Below are 16054 nucleotides of genomic sequence, written 5' to 3' on the forward strand. Positions count from 1 at the left end.
TACGTCGAATTTCATTAATTCTGTTGTCCATGACTTGTTAGAACAAAATAAGAACATATAGTCAAGCCACGAATACAGGATGGAGAGCGAGATGCAGGTTCAGGGTAAATACGACGCCAAGACTTTTCCGAACGCCAAGGCTCTTCCGGACGCCAAGGCTTTTCTGATGGAGCAGATGACCCGGGCGCAGGGGCAGCGGCTGAAGCGGCTGAGTGAAGAGGCCTACCAGCCCGCGCAATACGATCGCGATCTCTCCTTTGCCGAAGCCGCACGCCGCATCCAGATCCTGGAGGCAGAGATCGAGCTCGCGAATTCTTTCTGAAGAGGTCTGTCGCCGGGCGCTTTTGGAACATTGGGTCAGCACTCCTGTTTTCTTGCAGAGCCATGGGAGAGAGCTGATGGCACGCAAGGCAAAGAAGCGCCGCTATTCACGTAGCTCCGGCAGCGATGTCGAGAGCGAGATGCGGCGCTACAAGAAGGGCACCGCCAAGAGCGGACGCGGCGGTCGCGGCGGACGGGTAAAGAGCCGCAAGCAGGCGATTGCGATCGGCCTGTCGAAAGCGCGCAAGAAAGGCAAGAAGGTGCCGAAGAAGGCGTCGAAGCGAAAGACGTCCAGGAAAAAGACGAGCAAGAAAAAGACGAGCAAGAAGAGCTCGAAGCGCAAATCCTCCAGGCGGTGAGCTGGCCGCCGTCAGATCATGCTGCCGGGCATGAAGCAGCGGATCGAAACGCCGAACACCGTCTTGACCGGCCAGACCATGGTGCGGCCGGCCCGATTTGGCTCGGTGATCACGGCTTCGTCGGGGACCTCGACCCATACTCCATCGAGCCTCACCCTGTAGTGACCATTATGCGAGTCCCAATCGGGATCGGCCACCGCAACGCCGTCGGCATCCGAGCAGCACGGACCAAGATGGCTGCGCAAGCTGTCGAACCAGGGTTTGAGCGGCGAGTCCGTGAAGCGACCGTCATCACGACCCAAGGCGCTTCCGGTCGACAGCAGGAAGGGCGCGACGAGCAGCCCGAGCTTCAGCGAGAGCTTCAATCGATCCATGTCGGCACCGATCAATACGGACATCGGCCGGTTCCACAAATCAGCCGGACGTCCGAAGTTCCACTCCTGCAACTTGCCTCTGCGGCTTCATTGCCGCCGAAGCGCAACAGTATTGGCGAAGTTTGACCAGCGAACGCGGCTTTTTCGGACGAACCCGTCATCATTGCTGCCGTTAACGAGAATGTTATCGGCAGCCTGTGGGTATCTCGAGAGGCGCGCACGAAAAAGGCGGCCCGAAGGGCCGCCTTTTGAATTTGCCGTCAGGCTCGCGAGATCAGGCGAGCGGCACCGCGACGAACCGGGTCGCCTCCGCACTCTTCACCTGCAACAGCACGCTGTTCTTGCCTGATGATTTGGCCTGCGCCAGCTCGGAGCGGACCTCCGCGACGTTGGAAACAGCCTTGCCGCCGACATTGAGGATGACGTCGCCGGTCTGGATGCCACGCTGCGCGGCCGGTCCCTGCGGATCGACTTCGGTGACCACGACGCCCTTCTGCCCGGCCCCCTGGACTTCGCCTGATGGCGCCAGGCTGAGGCCGAGACGCGGCGTGCCGGCGGTCTGCTGGGTCTTGCCGTCATCGGACTGATTGCCTGCCTTGGCCTGCCGCTCGTTCGGCAGCTCGCCGAGGGCGAGCGTCACCGTCTTGCTGTCGCCCTTGTGGACGACGTCGAGCTTCACGGACGTACCCGGCGCCAGGGTGGCGATGGTGCGGGCGAGATCGCGGGAATCCTTGATCGCGGTGCCATTGACCGCGGTGATGACGTCGCCCGCCTCGATGCCGGCCTTTGCCGCCGGGCTGCCATCCTGCGGATTGTCGACGATCGCGCCGCGGGCCGCCTTCAGGCCAAGGCTCTCGGCGATCTCCGCGGTCACCGGCTGCACCTGGACGCCGAGCCAGCCGCGGGTGACGGCGCCCTTGTCCTTGAGCTGCGCGACGACGAGCTTTGCGGTCGAGGCCGGAATGTCGAAGCCGATGCCGACCGATCCGCCCGAGGGCGAGTAGATCGCGGTATTCACGCCAATGACGTTGCCGTTCATGTCGAAGGCCGGCCCGCCGGAATTGCCCTTGTTGATCGGCGCATCGATCTGGATGAAGTCGTCATAGGGGCCGTTGCCGATGTCGCGACCGCTGGCCGAGACGATGCCGGCCGTCACGGTGCCGCCGAGGCCGAACGGATTGCCGACCGCGACCACCCAGTCGCCGATCCGCGGCTTCTGGTCGGAGAATTTCACGAACGGAAAGTCCTTGTTGCCGTCGACCTTGATCAGCGCGAGATCGGTCTTCGGATCGGTGCCGACCACCTTCGCGGTGTAGATCGTGCCGTCGTCCATCGTCACCTGAACGGATTGGGCGTGGTCGACGACATGGTTGTTGGTCACGGCATAGCCGTCGGCCGAGATGAAGAAGCCGGAGCCCTCGCCGGTGACCATCTGGTGCCGCTGGTGGGGCATGCCGTTCATGCCGCCGGGGCCGAGGAAGCCGAACTGCCGCGAGAACTGGTCGAACGGGGACTCTTCGTCCTGATCCATCCGGTTCTGTTGCAGCATCGCGCTCTTGTCGTTGTCCTGGTCGATTTTCACCCGCACCGAGATGACGGCCGGCTTGACCTTGCTGACGAGGTCGCCGAAGCCCTGCGGCGTTGCGGCGCTTTCAGCGGCCTGCGCAGGCGAAATCAGGGAGGACACGCCGAACGGCGTTGAAACGGGAGAAGCCGCCAGCACGGCCACGCCCAGCGCGGCCACGGTGCCAAGCAGCGCGAGCCGGCGCGGCCTCAAAATTGTAGGGGTCCTGGTGGTGTCGGAATTGACGCGATCGATCATGTCGAAATGTCCATGTTGGGTAAGTCGCCTTGCACCCAACATGGACATCGTCACCTTACGGCGTCCCGTCCACGCGATTAATTCTTGGCAAAGAAAGTGCGGCGGGCGGCCGCAGGGCACCATCCTCGTCGAAGATTTGATGCAGCTCAACGCGAGCCCTGCTGGCGGTGAAACACTTCTTCCATCGGATGATGTCCATCGGAGACGCCGCCATGTACAAAGACATTCTCGTCCACATCCCGACCGAACGACCGATGCGCGCCGTGATTGATGGCTCGGTCTCGCTCGCAGCCAGCCTCAATGCCCATGTCGATGCGGTCGCGGTCGGCTATGTCGCAAGCACCACGGCCTACGTGATGGAGGGCGGTGCTGCCGTGGCGGCCGTGTTCGAGATGGAACGCGAACGCGCGGTCGAGCGGGCCGAAGCCGCGCTTGCCGTCTTCAGGAGCGAAGCGGGCAACGCCGATATCTCCTGCACCTGCCACCCGCTCGGCGCGATTCCGGTGGATGCAGCCGGTTCACTCGGCGAGATGGCGCGGCTGCACGACCTTAGCATCGTGCTTCAACCGGATCCCGAGCAGGTGACGTTCGACAACGAGGTCCCGCGCGAGATTCTGTTCCAGGCCGGTGGTCCGGTGCTGTTCCTTCCATACACCTTTCGCGGGGCCTTCAAGGCGAAGCGGATCGGCATCTGCTGGGACGGCAGCCGCGTCGCGGCGCGTGCGCTCCGCGATGCAGCTACATTCCTCGCGCGCGCCGAGGAGATCGCGATCATTGCGATCAACGAGGGCGACAGCGCCCCCGACGCCTCGGCGAACAATCTGGCCAAGCACCTCGGACGGCGCGGCCTCTCGCCCCGCACGATCAGCCTGTCGGCCACACGCGCCGATATCCAGCCGACCATCCTGTCGCTGGCAGCCGACGAAAACCTCGATCTGCTGGTGATGGGTGGCTACGGCCATTCCCGCTTGCAGGAGCGCTTTCTCGGCGGCGTCACGCGCGCCATGCTGGAAGCCATGACCGTCCCTACGCTGATGTCGCATTAGAGCATGATGACGTTGGGTTCGATCGACGCCCGGCATCACCTCTCCCCAACGGCAGAGGTGATCAGAGCGCGTGGATTATGTCGATTCAATCAAAACGCATTCCGCTTTAGCGAAGATGCAAACGGCTGGCGTCACGCCGCAGCCGACGTCTCCCATGCCGCGGCGGCGATCGCGTCGTCTTCGCGCTGCGCATTGCACGCCTCGAAATGCGCTTTCAGCGCGATCTCGGCGAGATGTTCGAAATGTTCGGCCTGACCGAGCAGCTGCCAGTTCTGCAGCGGCCGATAGGCAGCCTGCTGGCGACAGAGGGACGCCAGCGCGCGGTAGCGACGTACGTTCTCCATGATAACCCTCCCTCGCATTTACACCGGGCTTATTGCCCTGATTTGCGTCAGGTCGATGGCGATTGTGCAAAACATTTTCTGCGTGCGCCAGCCCGATTAACCTCTGGGGGCTCGAAAGAAATGTGCAGACGCACATTGGTTCCTGTCAGCGAAACCGAGCGCGGCATTCGTCATACTTTTAAGCGTAACGCCGGCGTTCGAGATTGACGCCGATCAAATCGAAATAGCGTTGGATCGGTTCCGGCCGCCCGATGAGATGGCCCTGCATTTCCTCGCAGGCCTCGCCTTCCAGGAAGGCGCGCTGCGCCTCCGTCTCCACCCCTTCGGCGACGACCGGAATGTGCAGAGGGCCCGAACGATCTGCCCGAAGTACCCGATTTCGGGCGAGCGATGGTGCCGCCTTCAGCCCATCAGCTTCATGGCGATCGTCGCCGCCAGAATGACTATGATCTGGAGCAGACGCTCAGTGGTGAAGATGCGGTTGAAGGTGGTCATCGCGCGCCCGGTCGTCGTGATGGAATTGGTCGGCGAATGGCTAGCATGCCGGGCCGACGCCGTAACTCCGTATGGCCCACGTATCCTGCCGGCATGCATGCCGGCGATGGTTAACGATCAGGCGGCGCGCGGCGTGGCGAAATCGGCCCGCGCGGCGAAATAGGCTTCCAGCTCCGACAGCGCGCGGGCTTCCCACTCGCTGGCCTGCTCCAACAGCGACCAGCGCTGGCTCGGACGAAACGCTGCGGTCTGGCGGTACAGCGATGCGATGCCGCGATAGCGGCGCACGTTCTCGAAAATGGCGTGCCCGTTCATGACGAAAACTCCCTCGTGTTCCCGCGGGAGAAATTGCGGCCAAATCTTTTTCGAAAAGTTAGCGGCGCGATCCGGCTGCATGGATGGTTGCCGGACTGTTGCGCGCGCGCAACGGCCTGATCGCGCATCACCCTCTATTGAGAATTCGTTGCCGCGCTCTCGCCCGGCGACTTCAACCCGCCACGGCTGACGATCGCCATGGCCTTGCGGCAGAGATCGGCAAGGCCGATCAGGAGTACGGCAAGCAGGAAGAACAGGTTGATGGAATCGGCGTCGGCAGCGGTGAGCGGCGAGATCTCGAAGACCGGCGGCATGAATGCCCACCAGACCAGTGGAACGGTGAGTAGAGCTGCGAAGATGGCCGCCGGCGCACCGGCAACGAGACCGAGCACGAACAGGCTGGGCAGGAACGTTGCGAAATAGAGTTCCGCGCCGAGCGCGGCGCAGATAGCTTGAAGCGCAGCCGACACCGCGACCGCAATAAGTCCGAGCAGAAACGCCTGCCACGACCATGGCCGTACTCGCGGTACGCCAACCAGTCCCGCACGCCTCATAGGGCCTCCCCGCCGCCCTTAACCAGGCCGCTTGCGACCAAAGTACTACAGCTGCAGGGAATCTGCGAGGCGCAAATTGGGCGCCCAGGCCCGGTCATCCGAGGCTGGTAAACGGCTGGCTGCGTCACACAATCGTACCGCTACTCGGTCGTGGCATAGATCAGGCTCGCGGCCGGCAGTGCAAGGCCAATGGCCGAGGCCAGCGTCCAGCCGCCTTGCGCGAAGGCCCAGGCGCCGACCGCGGATCCGGCCGCACCGGCGGCGAAGAACGTCGCCATATAGAGGCCGTTGAGGCGACTGCGGTGCTCGTGTCCGAGCACGAAGATGGCGCGGAAGCCGAGCACGACATTGCCCTGCACGCCGAAATCGATCGCGATCGCTGCGACAACCAAACAGGCGAGGTTGAGCATCGATCCGGCCGCGCCGACATGCGTGACGAGGAAGCCGAGGGCGACGAACAGCATCGCCGCAAGCGTGGCGATGCGGCTGTGGCCGTGATCGGCGAGCCTACCTGCGATCGGCGCCGCGAACACGCCTGACACGCCGGCGAGCGCAAACAGCGCGATGCCGCTCTGGGTGAAGCCGAATTGGCCGGCAAGCTGCAGCGGCACGACCGTCCAGAACAGGGCGAAGGCGCCGAACAGGCCCGCCTGGTAGAGCGCGCGGCGCCGCAGCAGCGGCATCGTCCGCACCAGATGCGGCATCGACAGCAGCAACGCTCCGTAATGCATCCGCGCCACCGGCCTGCGCTGCGGCAGGGTGAGGCGAAGCACGACGATGAGCGCGATCATCAATGCCGCCGAGCAGAAGAACACCGCATGCCAGGACAGCGCCGCGGTGACGAAGCTCGAGGCCGGCCGCGCCAGCATGATGCCGAGCATCAATCCGGTGGAGACATTGCCGACGACCCTGCCGCGAACGGCTTCCGGCGCCAGATGAGCGGCATAGGGAACGATGATCTGCACCGCGACCGAGCCGAGGCCGATGAACAGCGCCGCGATCAGGAACGGCAGCGCGTGGGTGGCAAAGCCGGCCGCCACCAGCGCCGCCGCACCGAGCGCGATGACGGTGCAGATCAAGGTGCGGTTCTCGACGAGATCACCGAGCGGCACGATAAACAGCAACCCCGTGCCATAGCCGATCTGCGTCATGGTCACGATCAGGCCGGCCGCCGCATGCGACAGCCCGAGCGCGGCGCTGATCGGGGCGATCAGCGGCTGGGCATAATAGATATTAGCGGCGACCATGCCACAGGCCGCGGCAAGCACGAAGGTCAGTCGTCGCGATACCGCATCCGGCTGGGGCGCGGTCTCGATCGTGGCATTCATCGTCATTCCAAACTCTCCAGGACTTCCATAGACGATTCCATATAGGAAACGTTCATTTCCTAATGCGGCAATATCTCAGGCAAGCAGCTTCAGCGCGACGCCGACCAGGCGCTCGCCGTCGAGCGGCAGGCGCGCCTTGCCGACCACGCGCAGCCCCTGCGTCATGCAGATCATCAGCCGCGCGGTATCGTCGGCGTCGACATGATCAGGGATCGAGCCGTCGGCCTGGCCCTGGCGAATCAGGCCGGCGATGAAGCTTTCGTTGGTCTTGAGCTGCGCCGTGACGCGCGCACGCATCGCCGGATCGACCGCCGACAGCTCGACCGCGCTGCCGACCACGATGCAGCCGCGTCGCCCCTCTGCGCCTTGCGAGTGCTCGACATAGGAGTGCAGCACGTTGCGCACCCGCTCGCGGCCATTGGCGCCGCGCGCGGCCGCGCTTCGGGTCTGCTCGCTCCGCACCGCGACGTAGCGCTCGAAGGCGGCAAGGAAGACGGCATGCTTGTCGCGAAACGCCTTGTAGACGCTCCCGGTCGCCAGCCGCATGGCCGCCGTCAGCTCTCCAATCGAGGTCGCATGATAACCGCGCTCGCAAAACACACTGATGGCGCCGTCCAGCGCGGTGTCCATGTCGAACTCCCGGGGCCGACCGGGGGGATGGGCTGACGGCTCGGATTTTCGGGCGACCTTTTGCATTGCGGGATAATAGGGAATGATCGTTTCCAAATAAAGACAATTGGTTGTGATCGGGGTGGGGCAATGAAGGCGTTGGTTGACCCGTCATCCTGAGGTGCGAGGCATGGGACGCAAAGCGTCCCATGGGGAGCCTCAAAGGATGCACGGCCCGGATGGAGCTGGGCAGTCGCCCTTCGAGGGCCGCTGAAGAAGCGGCCACCTCAGGGTGGCGGTCGCAAAGTCATGTGCGCTGCTTCATTGCAAGCGCAGCTAAGCGCCCGGAATGACGAAGGCGAGAGCGATCACCCCTTCGGCCTCACCGGCGTCCCGTCAGCCATGGTCGTCACGCCCTTCCGTTCCACGATCATCCCGTATGCCCGCGGCTGGCGGTGAACATCGAAATTGAAGGTGGTGCGCTTGTAGGAGTTGCAGAGATCGAGATCGCAGCGGGCGAGCGCGAGCTCGTCGCCCTTGGTGGTGCATCGCGCGATGATCTCGCCTGATGGCGCGATGATGCAGCTGCCGCCGATATGATCGACGCCCTCCTCCACGCCGGCCTTGGCGACGCCGACCACGAAGGTGCCGTTCTGGTAGGCGCCCGATTGCATCACCAGATGATTGTGGAACAGCGAGAGATCGTCGTGCTCCGGCGCCGGCGGATTGTGCACCGGCGTGTTGTAGCCGATCATCACCATCTCGACGCCCTGCAGGCCCATCACCCGGTAGGTCTCGCTCCAGCGGCGATCGTTGCAGATCGCCATTCCCATCATACCGCCGAAGGCGGTGGTGACGCCGAAGCCGGAGCCGGGCTCGAAATAGCGCTTCTCCAGATGCTGAAACTTGCGCCAGGGCTCATGCTCGGCATGACCGGGCAGATGCACCTTGCGGTACTTCGCAAGCGTCGCGCCGCTTTTGTCGACGAGGATCGACGTGTTGTAGCGATGGACGCGACCAGCCTCGACCGCGAGCTCCGCATAGCCGAGACAAAAGCCGATGCCGCTCTCGCGCGCGAGATCGAACAGCGCCTGCGTCTCCGGCCCCGGCATCTCGCGTTCAAAGAAGCTGTCGATCTCGGACTGATCCTCAAAATACCAGCGCGGAAAGAACGTGGTCAGCGCGAGCTCGGGATAGACGATCAGATCGCAGCCATTGGCCTTGGCCTGGCGCATCAACGCCATCAGCCGCGCCACGACCTCGGCCCGAGTCTCGCGTCTCGCGATCGGACCAAGCTGGCCGGCTGCAACGGTCAAAAATCTCGCCACGCGTTTGCCCTCATTCGCTCACCGGTTTTCCCGAGCCCCGCCGCAAATATCCGGTCGCGCATATCCAGCCGAGCATGTCCGGCCGGGCGCATCCAGCCGGGAGCATGCACATTCCGCGCCTGTTCGATCTGACGCCGCAAGGAATTTCGGCGCTATCAGGCATTCCAGCAACTTTCGTTGCCTATCTGCAACGGTTCCCAACGATCTAAGACCGGACAAAAGAAACGCCCATTGCGGCCACGAACCCTGCTCACAACGTCGTGAGACAAGTCAGGGGAACGACGATGCGTGCACAACGCGTTTGGAACGTGAATGGAGCCGCCAGCATCGGGCAGCTTCAATCCAAATTGGACGATCTGAACAAGCGGCTCAGCCAGCTCGAGAGCCAGCATCCCGAAAGCTGGAAGCTGGAAGAGCTGAAAGCGAGCGCGCTCAGCCTGTCCAGGGAGATCGACGACATCCGCTGCGCCGAGGCGACGGCGGCCTTGCGGGAATTGCTGCGAAAGTAACCGCGCCGGCGCGCAGGACGAATTCGGCACAGCGTGCGGAACCAACGCTCCGCCCCGCCATTGGCATGGTGAAGCATGGAGCAAGATCATGTCCAGGCATCTGACGCGAGCTCATTTCGCGCGAGGCGTGGCCGGCGCGGTTTCCACGCTGGTGCTGTGCGCGACGGCGGCCTTCACCATCGCGCGCCACTTCGCCCTGTGAGGATTTTTGCATGATATCCGAACCGGAGGAGTCGGTGAGGCTGCAAGGTTTTGGCGAGATGACGCTGCGCACGGCGGTCGCAACCGTGATGCTGCTCGCGCCGCGCGAGCGCGCGGAGGCCGCGATCTTCCGCGTGCGTGACGGCGTGCGTCTGGCCTCAAGCGAGATCGCCGAACTCGCGTCACAGTGGGGCATCGCGCCGACGGCCCGGATCAGGTCGCCAGGGCTCGTCCCCGAGCAGCACTGGTCCGACATCGTCCGCGGCATGGTGCGCGAGGCCCCGCTGCCATCACTGATGGTGGCATTTCTGCTGGGCATGCTGGTGGCGCGGCGGTGAGACCGTCCCACCGCCGGTATAGTGCCCCGGCCTATTCGTGACGGTCCATCGCCGACTCCGTCCTGGTGTCCCGCATGGTCAGGTAGACCAGCAGCGACACCGCGATGCAGCCGGTCAGGTACCAGTAGAACCAGCTTTCGTGACCGATGGACTTGAACCACAGCGCAATGGATTCGGCGGTGCCGCCGAAGATCGAGACGGTGAGCGCATAGGGCACCCCAACCCCCGTCGCGCGGACGCTGGTCGGAAACAGCTCGGCCTTCACCACCGCGTTGATCGCGGTATAGCCCGACACGATCATCCAGGCGGCGGCGATCAGCAGGAAGGCGGAAAACCCATCGTGAACCGCCTGCAGCGTCGTCAACAGGGGAATCGTGAACAGCGTGCCTGATACGCCGAAGCCGATCAGCAGCCATTTGCGACCGATGCGGTCGGAGATCGCACCATAGACCGGTTGCAACACCATCGCGAAGACGAGGCTGCCCGCCGTCACCATGGTGGTCTGGTCGTCGGTCAGCTTCACCGAGAGGCGGAGAAACTTCTGCATATAGGTGGTGTAGGTGTAGAATGCCGCCGTGCCGCCCATGGTCAGCCCCACCACCAGCATCAGCTCGCGCGGATAGTTCAGCAGCGCGCGGATCGAGCCGGATTTCTTCACGGTGACCCGGCTGGTCTTGAAGGCATCGGTCTCGTGAAGGTTGCTCCGCATCAAGGCGGCGACGACCGCCAGCACGGCGCCGAATGCAAACGGCACACGCCAGCCCCAGGCGCGGATCTCGTCGGTCGAGAGAAAGACCTTCTGCAGCAGAAGCAGCACGAGGATGGCGCAGAGCTGACCGCCGATCAGGGTCACGTATTGAAAGCTGGAGTAGAAGCCGCGGTTCTTCTCGTCGGCGACCTCGCTGAGATAGGTGGCGCTGGTACCGTATTCACCGCCCAGACTCAGCCCCTGCAGGATCCGTGCAAGGCCGAGGACGACGGGAGCGGCAAGACCAATCGAAGCGTAGGTCGGCGTCACCGCGATGACCAGCGAGCCGAAGCACATCATCACGACCGACAGCGTCAGTGCATTGCGCCGGCCATGGCGGTCGGCGAGATGGCCGAACAGCCAGCCGCCGAGCGGGCGCACCAGAAAGCCCGCCGCGAACAGCAGCGCCGCATTGAGCTGCTGCACCACCTCGTCGCCATCGGGGAAGAACGCCTTGGCGAAATAGAGCGAGAACGCCGCATAGGCATAGAAATCGTACCACTCGACGAGATTGCCGACCGAGCCGATGAAGATCGCGCGCAGCCGGCGCTTCATGTCGGCGGCCTTCGCGCGCGTCTCCGTGACGGGCGCAGCCATGGTCTGGATCGAGGCTTCCTGTGAACTCACGACATTCCTCCGCAGATTTATTGGAAAACCGGATGGCTTCGTCGCTGCTTCAGCAACGGCCATGCCAATCGTGAGTGACATGCGGAAATGCGGAAAACTGCGGGAATTGCCTGCATTTCCCGGGGAGGACGACCTCGCGGGGCACGAGCATCGGCAGGAATCCGCCGATGCGACAGCCGCCATCGGCGGATTTCCGCCGATGGCGTGACCGACTCAGGGCTCCTTGCGGCCGGGCCGCGCCAGCGCGTATTTCGCCATCTTCTCGTTCAGCGTCCGGCGCGGCACGCCAAGCTCCGCGGTGACGGCCGCAATCGACCAATCGTGCTCGCGCAAGGCGGCCTCGATCAGCGCGCGTTCATAGGACGCGACGCGATCGGCGAGCGTCCGCTGCGGCGCTCCCGGCTCGCCGCGCCGCAGGATCTCGGCAACGCTGCGGCCGGTCGCCGCGAGTCCCAGCGCATAGCGCTCGGCGACGTTCTTCAGCTCGCGCACATTGCCGGGCCAGTCATGGGCGAGCAGCGCATCGAGATCGTCCGCCCGCAGCGGCGCCATGGTGCGGCCGGCGCCCTTGGCGGCCGCAGCGGCAAAATGCTCGAACAGCAGCAGGATGTCGTTGCCGCGCTCGCGCAGCGGCGGCAGGTGAATCTCCGCCGCGGCAAGGCGGAAATAGAGATCGGAGCGGAAACGTCCCTGACGGCTCTCGGAGGCAAGATCGCCCTTGGCCGCCGCGACGACGCGAACATCGACCGGCAGCAGCTTGTTGGAGCCGACCCGCTCGATGGTGCGCTCCTGGAGCGCGCGCAGGATCTTGGCCTGGAACGGCAGCGGCATGCTCTCGATCTCGTCCAGCAACAGCGTGCCGCCATTGGCGTGCTCGAATTTCCCCACGCGGGCGCCACGCGCACCGGTGAAGGCCCCGGCCTCGTGACCGAACAATTCGCTTTCGAACAGCTCGGCCGGAATCGCGGCGCAGTTCACGGCGACGAACGGCCGCTTCGCACGCGCTCCGAAATCGTGCAGGACCCGCGCCACCACCTCCTTGCCGGTGCCGGTCTCGCCGGTGATGATGACGTCGCGATCGTGACCGGCGAGCTCGAGCACGCTGGCCCGCACCGCTTCCATCGGCCGCGACAGGCCGATCAGGCGCGCATCGATCGCGCCGGGCGCGGCCAGCCGATCGGACAGCTGGCGGAGCTGCAATTTGAGTTGCCGCCGCTCGACCGCGCGCGTGATGACCGCCGACAGCAGCTCGGGATCGTGAGGCTTCTGCAGGAGATCGTAGGCGCCCTCGCGCATGGCGGCCACCGCCAGCGGCACGTCGCCATGCGCAGTCAGGAGCACCACGGGAATGTCGGGATCGACGCGGTGAATCTCGCGCATCAAGTCGAGCCCGGATCGTTGCGGCATGCGAAAATCGGTCAGGACGGCGTCGGGCGGAACGTCTTTCACCAAGCGCATGGCCTCGTCGGCGCCGGCGGCAGCGCGAACCGTGAAGCCGCCGAGCTCCAGCCATTGCCGCACCGAATTGCGGACGATGTCCTCGTCGTCGACGACGAGCACGCTGCCACTCATGCCTGCAATTCCCGATGTTGCGAGGCCGGCGCGACATCCAGCAGCGGAATGACGACCCTGAAAGTCGACCCCCTGCCCGGCACGCTGTCCACCAAGATGTCGCCCCCGAACTCCCTGACGATTCCGTACGAGATCGAAAGCCCGAGGCCAAGCCCTTCGCCAACCTCCTTGGTGGTGAAGAACGGATCGAACAGCGATTTGACGTGTTCGGCCGCGATGCCGGCCCCGGTGTCGGTGACCTCGATCACGGCGTTGGCGGCTTCGCTGCCGAGCGCCACCCTAAGCAAGCGCCGCTCGGACTGGCGCATCGCATCGATTGCATTCGACAACAGATTGACCACGACTTGCTCGAGCCGAATCGGATTGGCGAAGCTGTAAAGCGGCTCGGCGGGCGCGATGCGCACCACCTCGATATGCTCGTGTTCGATGCGGTATTGCAGCAGGCGGACCGCGTTGTCGATGACAGGCGCGAGCGCGACGGCGCTGCGCGAGCCGGTTTCCTTGCGCGCGAACATCCGTAAGTGGTCGATCAGCGCCATCATGCGCTCGGCGATCGACGACATCAGGTCGAGGTTCTCAGCCGCGCGATCGACTTCGTTGCGGCGGAGCAGGACGCGGCTGCTGGCGACATAGGTGATCAGCGCGGCCAGCGGTTGGTTGATCTCGTGCGCGACGCCGGCCAGTGCCTGACCGAGGCTGGCGAGCTTGGCGCTCTGGACCAGGCTCTCGAGGGTCCGGCGCAGCTCTTCCGTACGCTCGGCCACCCGACGCTCGAGAACGTCATGCGCCTCGAGCTTGGCCCTGACGACCTGACGCCGCTGATAGGCCACCAGCACCACCAGCAGCAAGGCGATGAGAGCGAACATTCCGGCGATCGCGACGGTCGCCGCATTGCGCCGTGCATCCACGACGTCGGAGAACAACAGCAGCTTCCAGCCCCGATCGAGCGGGCGGATCTGAAGCGCGTACTCCCCGAGCTCGGTATTGCCGCGGCCGCGCGCGTGACCGATCTCGATGCCCCGGCGGCTGCTCTTGGGCACGAAGATCGGCGCGGCGTCGATGGCCTGACCGAATTGCTGCGCGGCATTCAGCTCTGCGAGGCGTTCGGCGGGAACCGGCAGCAGCGGGCGATACTTCCAGTCCGCGCGGCTGGCGAGAAAGACCACGCCGTTCTCGTCTTCCATCGCCACGAGATCGCCCGCCCGCGCCCAATCGGCCTCGAGCGCAGAGAGATCGATCTTGACCACGGCGACGCCGAGGGTTTTGCCGCCCTCCGTGATCCGATGCGACAGGAAATAGCCGGGCTGTCCCGTCGTGGCACCAACGGCGTAATAATGACCTTCGCCGGAGCGCATGGCATCGACGAAATAGGGGCGGAACGCGTAATTATATCCGACGAAACTCGACTCCTGATCGAAATTGCTCGCCGCCAGCGCAACGCCGGTGCTGTCGAGCACATACAGCTCCGCGGATCGCGCACCCTGGTTGAGGGATTTGAGGTAGTGATTGGCGGCAGCGATCGCCGCTGTATCCTGTGGATCGCGATAGAGCTCGCGAATCGGATCGGCGAGCGCCAGCACCGCCGGCAGATAGCGATAACGCGCGACAGTCGCATCGAAAGTGCTGGCGATCAGCGCGAGCCGGTCATTGCCCTCCCGCTGCATCCGCGCAAAGCCGGCATCGAGCGCCAGCACGTAAGCCAGCCAGCCCGCCGCCGCGATCGCCGCGAGCGCAAATGCTGCGATCAGCGCGTGCCGCAGCGGGACTGGACGAGGAGGTTGCAATCGAGGCTCCGGATCGAGGCAATATCGCTAGGTACCACATCGCCCACGGCGGTGGCGGAACGTCCGGCCAGCCGCTCGGGCGACGCGACTTCGGCCCAGCCACGAGCCATGCCCGCGGAACAGGTCAGCCTGCGAAGGGCAAATCGGCCGTGGACCCGCCTTCAAAATCGTTGCAAAAAGGGCCCAGAAGGCGCTGGCGGCCGGTCCGCCAAGCCTTTGGAAAACGCCAACTTTTGGAAGAATGGTCGGAGTGGCAGGATTCGAACCTGCGACCCCTGCGTCCCGAACGCAGTGCTCTACCGGGCTGAGCCACACTCCGACAAGAGGCCGGCTTATAGCGTCGGGTTTGGCGCACCGCAAGCGGCCGATAAGAGGAATTTTGTCCCTGTGAAAACGGGTCTTGAAACGCTGATTTTGCCGGCCGGCGAGGCCGGTGCACAAGCTGCCGCCCGGACCCTCGCCGCCGGCGGGCTGGTCGCGTTTCCGACCGAGACGGTCTATGGGCTCGGCGCCGACGCCGCCAATGCCACAGCGGTCGCTCACATCTACAGCGCCAAGGGCCGGCCGGCGTTCAATCCGTTGATCGCCCATGTCCCCGACCTCGCGGCGGCACGGCGGATCGGCCGGTTCGACGCGCGCGCGATCAGGCTTGCGGAGGCGTTCTGGCCGGGACCGCTGACGCTGGTGGTGCCGAAGACCGAGCACTGCCCCGTGGCCGATCTGGCCACCGCCGGCCTCGACACCGTCGCGATCCGCATTCCCGCGCACCCCGTAGCGGAGGCGATCCTGCGCGCCTTTGGCGGGGCAGTGGTGGCACCGTCCGCAAATATCTCCGGCCACGTCTCGCCGACGCTGGCGGCCCATGTCGAGAGCGATCTTGCGGGACGGATCGACCTGATCATCGACGGCGGACCTGTTGCGGTCGGCGTCGAATCGACGATTGTTGGCTGCTTTGAGGCGCCGATGCTGCTCCGCCCCGGTGGACTCTCGCGCGAGAGAATCGAGGCCGTGCTCGGCGCGCCGCTGACGCGGCCGCCTGTCGAGGCCGACAGCGACGACAGCCAGCCGCTGGCGCCGGGCATGCTGGCCTCGCATTACGCGCCGCGCGCGACCGTGCGGCTGCGCGCGCGAGACGTTGCGCCCGGCGAGGCGCTGCTGGCATTTGGCCCTGCGCGCCTGCCCGGCCAGGAGGCCGCTGCCGCCATCATGAATTTGTCGTCCACTGCTGATCTCGATGAAGCCGCGGCCAATCTGTTCGGCTATCTTCGCAGCCTCGATGCGAAGGCACCCAAGGCGATTGCCGTGATGACGATTCCGGAAGAAGGCCTGGGCGAAGCGATCAATGACCGGCTGCGGCGCGCGGCAGTTGCGCGCTAGAAC

The 16054-nt window shown here is 64.7% G+C and carries 19 protein-coding genes and 1 tRNA gene; 8 read left to right on the forward strand and 12 right to left on the reverse strand.

The features are described from left to right. Window positions 1–91: 91 nt before the first annotated feature. Window positions 92–322: a DUF3072 domain-containing protein gene (locus tag ACNJX9_RS29610; RefSeq protein WP_439405491.1), complete on the forward strand. Its 231-nt coding sequence runs from the start codon at window positions 92–94 to the stop codon at window positions 320–322. Between the two features lie 76 nt (window positions 323–398). Beyond that, window positions 399–680 (forward strand): DUF6496 domain-containing protein, encoded by a 282-nt coding sequence (locus tag ACNJX9_RS29615; protein WP_057753728.1) that lies wholly within the window; start codon window positions 399–401, stop codon window positions 678–680. An 11-nt stretch (window positions 681–691) separates the two neighbouring features. Here the strand turns inward: ACNJX9_RS29615 and ACNJX9_RS29620 are convergent, their stop codons facing one another. Both ACNJX9_RS29620 and ACNJX9_RS29625 read right to left on the reverse strand, forming a co-directional pair. Then, the gene (locus ACNJX9_RS29620; protein ID WP_057753897.1) at window positions 692–1054 is read right to left on the reverse strand and encodes a hypothetical protein; all 363 of its coding nucleotides are present in this window, start codon (window positions 1052–1054) and stop codon (window positions 692–694) included. A 274-nt stretch (window positions 1055–1328) separates the two neighbouring features. After that, window positions 1329–2876 carry a Do family serine endopeptidase gene (locus ACNJX9_RS29625; RefSeq protein WP_439405492.1) on the reverse strand — a complete coding sequence of 516 codons (1548 nt, stop codon included), beginning with the start codon at window positions 2874–2876 and terminating at the stop codon, window positions 1329–1331. 212 nt (window positions 2877–3088) lie between these two features. Between ACNJX9_RS29625 and ACNJX9_RS29630 the strand changes: the two genes are divergently transcribed. Then, entirely contained in the window at window positions 3089–3922 is an 834-nt protein-coding gene (locus ACNJX9_RS29630; RefSeq protein ID WP_439405494.1) for a universal stress protein, read from the forward strand. A 131-nt stretch (window positions 3923–4053) separates the two neighbouring features. On the opposite strand, the gene ACNJX9_RS29635 is transcribed toward ACNJX9_RS29630, so the two are convergent. Next, window positions 4054–4266: a hypothetical protein gene (locus tag ACNJX9_RS29635; protein ID WP_057753734.1), complete on the reverse strand. Its 213-nt coding sequence runs from the start codon at window positions 4264–4266 to the stop codon at window positions 4054–4056. Between the two features lie 256 nt (window positions 4267–4522). Here ACNJX9_RS29635 and ACNJX9_RS29640 point away from each other — a divergent pair, with 256 nt between their 5' ends. Next, a complete protein-coding gene (locus ACNJX9_RS29640; RefSeq protein WP_439405496.1) occupies window positions 4523–4924 on the forward strand; it encodes a hypothetical protein in 402 nt (133 codons plus the stop codon). On the opposite strand, the gene ACNJX9_RS29645 is transcribed toward ACNJX9_RS29640, so the two are convergent. From ACNJX9_RS29645 to ACNJX9_RS29665, 5 genes are all read right to left on the reverse strand, one after another. Continuing rightward, window positions 4879–5076, reverse strand: coding sequence for a hypothetical protein (locus ACNJX9_RS29645; protein ID WP_220000877.1), 198 nt, complete (start codon window positions 5074–5076; stop codon window positions 4879–4881). The genes ACNJX9_RS29640 and ACNJX9_RS29645 overlap by 46 nt on opposite strands. A gap of 134 nt (window positions 5077–5210) precedes the next feature. Then, window positions 5211–5630, reverse strand: a complete 420-nt coding sequence (locus ACNJX9_RS29650) for a DUF4118 domain-containing protein (protein WP_439405498.1) — start codon at window positions 5628–5630, stop codon at window positions 5211–5213. Window positions 5631–5770: 140 nt separating this feature from the next. Then, entirely contained in the window at window positions 5771–6964 is a 1194-nt protein-coding gene (locus tag ACNJX9_RS29655) for an MFS transporter (protein WP_439405499.1), read from the reverse strand. Between the two features lie 69 nt (window positions 6965–7033). Beyond that, window positions 7034–7588 carry a TetR/AcrR family transcriptional regulator gene (locus ACNJX9_RS29660; protein ID WP_439405501.1) on the reverse strand — a complete coding sequence of 185 codons (555 nt, stop codon included), beginning with the start codon at window positions 7586–7588 and terminating at the stop codon, window positions 7034–7036. A 347-nt stretch (window positions 7589–7935) separates the two neighbouring features. Then, entirely contained in the window at window positions 7936–8895 is a 960-nt protein-coding gene (locus ACNJX9_RS29665) for an N-carbamoyl-D-amino-acid hydrolase (protein ID WP_439405503.1), read from the reverse strand. Window positions 8896–9179: 284 nt separating this feature from the next. Between ACNJX9_RS29665 and ACNJX9_RS29670 the strand changes: the two genes are divergently transcribed. Together ACNJX9_RS29670 and ACNJX9_RS29675 are read left to right on the forward strand one after the other, a co-directional pair. After that, window positions 9180–9404 carry a hypothetical protein gene (locus ACNJX9_RS29670; RefSeq protein ID WP_439405505.1) on the forward strand — a complete coding sequence of 75 codons (225 nt, stop codon included), beginning with the start codon at window positions 9180–9182 and terminating at the stop codon, window positions 9402–9404. A 212-nt stretch (window positions 9405–9616) separates the two neighbouring features. Beyond that, entirely contained in the window at window positions 9617–9943 is a 327-nt protein-coding gene (locus tag ACNJX9_RS29675; protein ID WP_057753752.1) for a hypothetical protein, read from the forward strand. Between the two features lie 31 nt (window positions 9944–9974). Here ACNJX9_RS29675 and ACNJX9_RS29680 read toward each other — a convergent pair whose 3' ends face one another. Next, window positions 9975–11288: an MFS transporter gene (locus ACNJX9_RS29680; protein WP_057753755.1), complete on the reverse strand. Its 1314-nt coding sequence runs from the start codon at window positions 11286–11288 to the stop codon at window positions 9975–9977. Here ACNJX9_RS29680 and ACNJX9_RS29685 point away from each other — a divergent pair. Continuing rightward, window positions 11287–11526 carry a hypothetical protein gene (locus ACNJX9_RS29685; RefSeq protein WP_439405507.1) on the forward strand — a complete coding sequence of 80 codons (240 nt, stop codon included), beginning with the start codon at window positions 11287–11289 and terminating at the stop codon, window positions 11524–11526. The two genes, ACNJX9_RS29680 and ACNJX9_RS29685, sit on opposite strands and share 2 nt — an antisense overlap. 5 nt (window positions 11527–11531) lie before the next feature. Here ACNJX9_RS29685 and ACNJX9_RS29690 read toward each other — a convergent pair whose 3' ends face one another. The 3 genes from ACNJX9_RS29690 to ACNJX9_RS29700 all read right to left on the reverse strand — a co-directional run bounded on the left by ACNJX9_RS29690 (window position 11532) and on the right by ACNJX9_RS29700 (window position 14993). Next, window positions 11532–12890 (reverse strand): sigma-54-dependent transcriptional regulator, encoded by a 1359-nt coding sequence (locus tag ACNJX9_RS29690; RefSeq protein WP_439405509.1) that lies wholly within the window; start codon window positions 12888–12890, stop codon window positions 11532–11534. After that, window positions 12887–14674 (reverse strand): ATP-binding protein, encoded by a 1788-nt coding sequence (locus tag ACNJX9_RS29695; protein ID WP_439405510.1) that lies wholly within the window; start codon window positions 14672–14674, stop codon window positions 12887–12889. Before ACNJX9_RS29695 ends, ACNJX9_RS29690 begins: the two co-directional genes overlap by 4 nt. A gap of 242 nt (window positions 14675–14916) precedes the next feature. Next, window positions 14917–14993, reverse strand: a tRNA-Pro gene (locus tag ACNJX9_RS29700). Between the two features lie 68 nt (window positions 14994–15061). Between ACNJX9_RS29700 and ACNJX9_RS29705 the strand changes: the two genes are divergently transcribed. Then, a complete protein-coding gene (locus ACNJX9_RS29705; protein ID WP_439405512.1) occupies window positions 15062–16051 on the forward strand; it encodes an L-threonylcarbamoyladenylate synthase in 990 nt (329 codons plus the stop codon). Window positions 16052–16054 lie beyond the last annotated feature (3 nt).

The sequence above is a fragment of the Bradyrhizobium sp. BLXBL-03 genome (assembly GCF_051853015.1).
Classification (GTDB): Bacteria; Pseudomonadota; Alphaproteobacteria; order Rhizobiales; family Xanthobacteraceae; genus Bradyrhizobium; species Bradyrhizobium manausense.